This window comes from Cobetia sp. (assembly GCF_983723665.1).
In genome coordinates this window covers 1-3,321 of sequence record NZ_CFDJES010000133.1, presented here as the reverse complement: position 1 = coordinate 3,321, position 3,321 = coordinate 1, and the positions used below count along the sequence as shown (strand labels likewise).

Genomic DNA, 3,321 nt, shown 5'->3' with positions numbered 1-3,321 from the left:
CCAAGGCCGCGCTCGATCCGCAGGAGACCCCGTGATGGTGACGCAACTGTTGCCGGAAATCGGCCACTTCGCACTGATTCTGGGTGCCTGTCTGGCCTGTGTGCAGGCGGTCGTACCACTGGCGGGAGCCAGTACGCGCCGTCCGCTGTGGATGAGCTTCGCCCAGCCGATGGCCTGGGGGCAGTTCCTGTTCGTGCTGATCGCCTATGCCTGCCTGACCGCGAGCTTCCTGCTGGATGATTTCAGCGTCGCCTACATCGCCAACAACTCCAACAGCCAGCTGCCGTGGTACTTCAAGTTCAGCGCCGTGTGGGGCAGCCATGAGGGCTCGGTGCTGTTGTGGAGCCTGATACTGGCCGGCTGGGGCTTTGCCGTCTCATTGGGCGCGCGCCATCTGCCGCGCGACATGCTGGCACGGGTGCTGGGCATCATGGGGCTGATCTCCACCGGCTTCCTCGCATTCGTACTGCTGACCTCCAATCCCTTCGCGCGCCTGCTGCCGGACATGCCGGCTGACGGCGCGGACCTCAATCCGCTGCTGCAGGACATCGGGCTGATCATCCATCCGCCGATGCTCTACATGGGCTACGTGGGCTTCTCGGTGGCGTTCGCGTTCGCGATGGCGGCACTGATGGGCGGGCGTCTCGATGCGGCCTGGGCACGCTGGGCGCGCCCCTGGACCAACATCGCCTGGGCCTTCCTTACCGTCGGCATCGCGCTGGGCAGCTGGTGGGCCTACTACGAGCTCGGCTGGGGCGGCTGGTGGTTCTGGGACCCGGTCGAGAACGCCTCCTTGATGCCGTGGTTGGCCGGTACCGCCCTGATCCACTCGCTGGCGGTCACCGAGAAGCGCGGCGCCTTCAAGAGCTGGACGGTGCTGCTGTCGATCTTCGCCTTCTCGCTGTCACTGCTGGGCACCTTCCTGGTGCGCTCCGGCGTGCTGACCTCGGTGCACGCCTTCGCCAGCGACCCCGATCGCGGGCTGTTCATTCTGGTACTGCTCGGCATCACCGTCGGTGGCTCGCTGCTGCTGTTCGCGCTGCGCGCACCGCGCGTGCGTTCGACGCTGGGCTTTCACTGGCTGTCGCGGGATGCCTTCCTGCTGGTCAACAATCTCGTGCTGCTGGTGATGATGGTCACCGTGCTGCTGGGCACCCTCTATCCGCTGGTGCTGGATTCGCTGGGGCTGGGCAAGATCTCGGTGGGCCCGCCGTACTTCAATGCGCTGTTCGTGCCGCTGACCACGCTGCTGTGTGCCTTCATGGGCCTCGGGCCGGCCTCGCGCTGGAAGCAGATGCCGGGCCGCGAGCTTACGCGTCGTCTGGCGCTGGCCGGCAGCGCGGCACTCGTCATCGGCGGTCTGCTGCCGCTGACGCTGGATATCGAGTGGAGCTTCTCGGTGGCGCTCGGACTGGTCATCGCGCTGTGGGTGGTGCTGCCGCTGCTGCGCGACCTGTGGGACAAGAGTGCCTCGAAGGCGGGTCGCTGGGCGGGGCTCAAGCGCCTCACGCCCAGCTACTGGGGCATGCAGCTGGCGCATCTGGGGCTGGCGGTGACCATCGTCGGCGTGACGCTGGTCTCCAATACCGAGGTCGCCGAGAACGTGCGCATGGTGCAGGGCAAGGAAGTCAGCGTGGGCGGCTATCAGTTCCGCATGACCGAGCTTGGCGAATATCGCGGCCCCAACTACCTGTCGGACCGCGCCACGGTGGAGGTCAGCCGTGATGGCAAGGCGGTGACGACACTGCATCCCGAGAAGCGTCTGTTCCTGGCCAGCGGCATGCCGATGACCGAGACCGCGCTCGATGCCGGCTTCACGCGTGACCTCTACGTCGCCATGGGCGAGAAGCTGGATGACGACAGCTGGGCGGTACGCATCCAGGTCAAACCCTTCGTGCGCTGGCTGTGGCTGGGCGCCTTGCTGATGGGGGCGGGCGGTGTGATCGCCGTGCTGGATCGCCGTTATCGCCGCCGTGTCGAGGCCAGCTCGGCGTCTGACACCCGCTCCCTCGCCACGCAGGAGGCTCGCCCATGAATGTTCGTCGTCTGGTGCTGTTCGTGCCGCTGGTGGTCGTGGTGGGGCTGGGTGCCTTCCTCTACCAGCGCCTCGATGATGACCCCTATGCACGGGACTCCGCGCTGCTGTCGCGGCCCTTCCCCGAATTCTCGCTCAGTACCTTGAGTGATCCGCAGGCGCGCCTCGATGCCTCGCTGCTCAAGGGGCAGGTCAGCCTCGTCAATGTCTGGGGCGAGTGGTGCCCGACCTGCAAGCACGAGATGCCGCAGCTGCTGGATCTCGCCGAGCGGGGCGTGCACATGGTCGGCGTCGACTACAAGGACACCCGCGCCAAGGGCCGCCAGTTCCTGGAGGAATTCGGCAACCCGTTCAGCGTCAATCTGTTCGACCCCGACGGCACGTTGGGCTTTGATCTCGGCGTCTATGGGGCACCGGAAACCTTCCTGGTCGATGCCGAGGGCGTGATCCGCTATCACCACACCGGCTACATCCGCCCCGAAGATGTCCGCGACGTCATCCTGCCGACGCTGGAGCGCATTGCAGAGCCCGCGACTGAAGCCGCCAGCACGCCCGATGAGGAGGCCAGCTCATGAAAACCGTGCTCAGGAGTTTCGCCATCCCGCTGGTGCAGGCGCTGGTGGTGCTGATGTTTCTCGCCTGGCTGTCAGCCGGCAAGGCGCATGCCGCCATCGAGATGCATCAGTTCGACAATCCGGTGCTGCAGAAGCGCTACGACAGCCTGACCGCCGCGCTGCGCTGCCCCAAGTGCCAGAACCAGGCGATCGGTGACTCGGATTCCCCCATCGCCGGTGACATGCGCCAGAACGTGGCGGACCTGCTCAATGACGGCCGCAGCGACAGCGAGATCCAGAATTTCATGGTCGCGCGCTTCGGCGAGTACGTGCTCTACAACCCGCGCCTCGATGGGCGTACCTGGCTGCTGTGGGGCGGTCCCGCTGTTTTGATTCTGCTCGGTTTGCTGGTCGTGACCCTGATCGTGCGCGCCCGGCGGCGTGCACGTGTGCGTGCGCTGGATGATGATGAGCAGGCGCGCCTGTCGGCATTGCTTGCCACGCACCGCCAGTCCATTGATGAGCAGCCTGGTAATGAGCAACCCGGCGCTGGGCAACACACTGCCAAGGAGCGCTCATGATCCTGTTATGGCTGGCGATTGCCGTGCTGTTGATTCCCGCCGGCTGGCTGCTGTTGCTGCCGTTGCGGCGGGCGCGTCGCGTGCATGCCGATCAGCAGGCGTTCGAGGACAACGACAGCCTCGGCGCCGAGAACGTGCGTGTCTATCGGCG

Annotated in this window: 3 protein-coding genes; all 3 read left to right on the top strand. The window is 65.9% G+C overall.

Annotated features, from left to right (window positions below; translation table 11 throughout):
- Positions 1 to 34 precede the first annotated feature (34 nt).
- The 3 genes from AC4FAH_RS12020 to AC4FAH_RS12010 are packed head-to-tail and all read left to right on the top strand — an operon-like array spanning position 35 to position 3,170.
- Positions 35 to 2,035 carry a heme lyase CcmF/NrfE family subunit gene (locus AC4FAH_RS12020; protein WP_490246092.1) on the top strand — a complete coding sequence of 667 codons (2,001 nt, stop codon included), beginning with the start codon at positions 35 to 37 and terminating at the stop codon, positions 2,033 to 2,035.
- Positions 2,032 to 2,610, top strand: a complete 579-nt coding sequence (locus AC4FAH_RS12015) for a DsbE family thiol:disulfide interchange protein (RefSeq protein ID WP_287020794.1) — start codon at positions 2,032 to 2,034, stop codon at positions 2,608 to 2,610. Before AC4FAH_RS12020 ends, AC4FAH_RS12015 begins: the two co-directional genes overlap by 4 nt.
- Positions 2,607 to 3,170, top strand: a complete 564-nt coding sequence (locus AC4FAH_RS12010) for a cytochrome c-type biogenesis protein (RefSeq protein ID WP_483222556.1) — start codon at positions 2,607 to 2,609, stop codon at positions 3,168 to 3,170. The genes AC4FAH_RS12015 and AC4FAH_RS12010 overlap by 4 nt, the downstream gene beginning before the upstream one ends.
- Positions 3,171 to 3,321: the final 151 nt, after the last annotated feature.

Excerpts from the sequence above, each read along its gene's own strand:
- AC4FAH_RS12020 (WP_490246092.1), top strand. The coding sequence starts at position 35 with ATGGTGACGCAACTGTTGCCGGAAATCGGCCACTTCGCACTGATTCTG.
- AC4FAH_RS12015 (WP_287020794.1), top strand. The coding sequence starts at position 2,032 with ATGAATGTTCGTCGTCTGGTGCTGTTCGTGCCGCTGGTGGTCGTGGTG.
- AC4FAH_RS12010 (WP_483222556.1), top strand. The coding sequence starts at position 2,607 with ATGAAAACCGTGCTCAGGAGTTTCGCCATCCCGCTGGTGCAGGCGCTG.